Raw genomic sequence first — 3,713 nt, 5'->3', positions numbered from 1 at the left:
GAGCCCTGTGTGAAGGCTGATAGCGCTATCGCAGGCAAGCCAGCTCCCACAGTTGTTTTGTGGTGCTGTAAATACTGAACTGCAGGCATAAAAAAACGCCGCGTACCTTGCGATACGCGGCGTTTTTATTGCATCAACACCTTAGGCTTGAATCACCGGAATGTTGGCGCTTGCTGCGATTTTACGGAACTCGGCGATCTGGTCGAAGTTCAGGTAGCGGTAGACGTCACTGGCCATGGTGTCCAGTTTCGCTGCGTAACCCATGTACTCTTCGACGGTCGGCAGGCGACCCAGGGTGGAAGCGACTGCCGCCAACTCAGCCGAAGCCAGGTAGACGTTCGCGCCGTCACCCAGACGGTTCGGGAAGTTACGGGTCGACGTCGACACTACGGTCGAATTCGGCTCGACACGTGCCTGGTTACCCATGCACAGCGAGCAGCCCGGCATTTCCATGCGCGCGCCAGCCTTGCCGTAGATGCCGTAGTAGCCTTCTTCGGTCAGTTGGTGAGCGTCCATCTTGGTCGGCGGCGACAGCCACAGACGGGTTGGCAGCTGACCCTTGACCTGTTCCAGCAGTTTACCGGCAGCGCGGAAGTGACCGATGTTGGTCATGCACGAACCGATGAACACTTCGTCGATCTTCTCGCCGGCAACGCTCGACAGCAGACGGGCATCGTCCGGGTCGTTTGGCGCGCAGAGGATAGGCTCGTTGATTTCCGCCAGGTCGATCTCGATGATTTCGGCGTATTCCGCGTCGGCATCGGCTTCCATCAGCTCAGGGTTGGCAACCCAGGCTTCCATCGCTTGGGCGCGACGTTCCAGGGTGCGCGGGTCGCCGTAGCCTTCACCGATCATCCAGCGCAGCAGGGTGATGTTGGAGTTCAGGTACTCGGTGACGGATTCTTTCGACAGCTTGATGGTGCAACCGGCAGCCGAACGTTCAGCCGAGGCGTCGGACAGCTCGAAAGCCTGTTCCAGCGTCAGGTCGTTCAGGCCTTCGATTTCCAGGATGCGGCCGGAGAAGGCGTTCTTCTTGCCTTTCTTCTCTACGGTCAGCAGACCCGATTGGATCGCGTAGTAAGGAATGGCATGAACCAGGTCACGCAGGGTGATGCCAGGTTTCATCTTGCCTTTGAAGCGCACCAGGATCGATTCCGGCATGTCCAGTGGCATGACGCCAGTGGCTGCGGCGAACGCGACCAGGCCAGAACCGGCCGGGAACGAGATGCCCATCGGGAAGCGGGTGTGGGAGTCACCACCGGTGCCGACGGTGTCCGGCAGCAGCATGCGGTTCAGCCAGCTGTGGATGATGCCGTCGCCTGGACGCAGCGATACACCGCCACGGGTCATGATGAAGTCAGGCAGGGTGTGGTGGGTGGTCACGTCGATCGGCTTTGGATAGGCCGCGGTGTGGCAGAAGGACTGCATGACCAGATCGGTCGAGAAGCCCAGGCACGCCAGGTCTTTCAGTTCATCACGGGTCATTGGACCGGTGGTGTCCTGGGAGCCCACGGTGGTCATCTTCGGCTCGCAGTAGGTGCCAGGACGAACGCCTTTGCCTTCTGGCAGGCCGCACGCCTTGCCGACCATTTTCTGTGCCAGGGTAAAGCCTTTGCCAGTATCGACAGGGGCTTCAGGCAGCTTGAACAGGTCGGTTGGGCCCAGGCCCAGTTCGGCGCGAGCCTTGTCGGTCAGGCCACGGCCGATAATCAGCGGAATACGGCCGCCAGCGCGGACTTCGTCCAACAGCACCGGGGTCTTCATTTCGAAGGCGGTGATGATTTCGTCGCTGTTGTGTTTGCAGACTTTGCCAGCATGGGGGTACAGGTCGATCACGTCGCCCATGTTCATGTTGGTAACGTCGAATTCGATTGGCAGTGCGCCAGCATCTTCCATGGTGTTGTAGAAGATTGGAGCGATCTTGCTGCCGAAGCAGAAGCCGCCAGCGCGCTTGTTCGGCACGTAAGGGACGTCGTCGCCGAAGAACCACAGTACGGAGTTGGTGGCCGATTTACGCGACGAACCGGTACCGACCACATCGCCGACGTAGGCGATCGGGAAGCCTTGGCCGCGCATCTCTTCGATCTGCTTCATCGGGCCGGTCTTGCCTTGCTCGTCCGGCACGATGCCTTCACGCGCCATTTTCAGCATGGCCAGGGCGTGCAGCGGGATGTCCGGGCGGGACCAGGCATCTGGAGCAGGGGACAGGTCGTCGGTGTTGGTTTCGCCGGTCACCTTGAATACGCGCAGGCTGATCTTGTCGGCCAGGGTAGGGCGGTTGCGGAACCATTCGCCGTCAGCCCAGGACTGGATCACGCCTTTGGCGTGTTCGTTACCGTTCTTGGCTTTTTCGGCCACGTCGTGGAACGCGTCGAACATCAGCAGGGTGTGCTTGAGTTGGGCGGCGGCGACAGGTGCCAGTTCGGCATCGTCCAGCAGCTCGACCAGGGTCACGATGTTGTAGCCGCCTTGCATGGTGCCAAGCAGTTCAACAGCGCGCTGTTTGCTGATTAGGGGGGAAGTGGCTTCACCCTTGGCCAGGGCAGACAGGAAACCGGCCTTGACGTAGGCAGCTTCGTCAACACCAGGTGGAATGCGGTTGGTGATCAGGTCAACGAGGAATTCTTCTTCGCCAGCCGGAGGATTTTTCAGCAGCTCGACCAGGCCTGCGGTTTGTTCGGCGTTAAGCGGCTGGGGAACAATACCCAGGGCTGCACGCTCTTCGATATGTTTGCGGTAGGCTTCAAGCACAGTTATTACCCTCATCAGTGGTCCCACGGGACGCTCATCCAGAAATGAACGGCACGCATGCGCTCGGGGGCTTTTTGGGCCGCAAAGCCAGCGCTGCCGGCATTCCTCACAGAAGCTGCTTTCAAAGTTTTACGCCTGCAGAACGGGGCTGATGAGGGTTGGCGAGGGCATTGACCTACCGAGTCATTGACCATCGCCAACACCGTTCTGAAGGAACGACTGTGCTCGTGACGCTTTGAAAACAGCTTCCAGCGGATTATTGGCGCCTTACAAGGCCGGATGATTCTACGGCAAAAAAAATCTAAAGGTAAGTTGCCTAACCAAGTTTGCAGGGTGATAGAGGTTAGACAAAGGGCTAACATGGCGCATTGTTTCGCTGATTTGCGTGTTGTTGCCCATGTCCAACCAAACCATCAAGACCCCCTGCGTAGGCCTGTGCTCCACGGTCTACGGCGATCTCGTGTGCCGTGGCTGCAAGCGTTTCCACCACGAAGTGATCCAGTGGAATGGCTATAACGAGGAAGAAAAACGTGCGGTCTGGCTGCGCCTGGAGCAGTTGTTGGTGCAGGTGATGGCCGGCAAGTTGGAGGTTTTTGACCCCAAGACCCTGCGCGGGCAGCTGGAGCAGCGCAAGATTCGCTTCGTGCCGCACCAGTCGGAGTATTGCTGGGCGTACCAGTTGATTGCGCGGGGGGCGCGGGTGATCTCCAACCTGGAGGCCTATGGCATGGTGCTGTTGCCGGAGTTTCGCGACTGGGCCTTGCCGGATTTGCGTGATGCGATTGATCGGGAGTTTTTTATCCTGTCCGAGGCGCATTACCAGCGCTATATCGCGCCGGGGTTCCTGAGGGATGTGTTTTCCAACGGATAACACCTAATTCACTGTGGAGTGGGCTTGTGTGGGAGCGGGCTTGCTCGCGAATACGGTGGGTCAGGCAACATTTTTGGTACTGGCAGACCGC

General features: G+C 58.9%; 2 protein-coding genes. One reads left to right on the top strand and one right to left on the bottom strand.

What is annotated here, in order from left to right:
* Positions 1 to 141: 141 nt before the first annotated feature.
* The gene (acnB, locus tag NUV89_RS28490) at positions 142 to 2,751 is read right to left on the bottom strand and encodes a bifunctional aconitate hydratase 2/2-methylisocitrate dehydratase (protein WP_257783939.1); all 2,610 of its coding nucleotides are present in this window, start codon (positions 2,749 to 2,751) and stop codon (positions 142 to 144) included.
* A gap of 397 nt (positions 2,752 to 3,148) precedes the next feature.
* Here acnB and NUV89_RS28485 point away from each other — a divergent pair, with 397 nt between their 5' ends.
* Positions 3,149 to 3,622 (top strand): DUF1289 domain-containing protein, encoded by a 474-nt coding sequence (locus tag NUV89_RS28485; RefSeq protein WP_257783938.1) that lies wholly within the window; start codon positions 3,149 to 3,151, stop codon positions 3,620 to 3,622.
* Positions 3,623 to 3,713: the final 91 nt, after the last annotated feature.

Source organism: Pseudomonas sp. 18.1.10 (assembly GCF_024655625.1).
Taxonomy (GTDB): Bacteria; Pseudomonadota; Gammaproteobacteria; order Pseudomonadales; family Pseudomonadaceae; genus Aquipseudomonas.
Note: the sequence above shows the minus strand (reverse complement) of the source record. Positions and strands in the feature narration are given on the sequence as shown.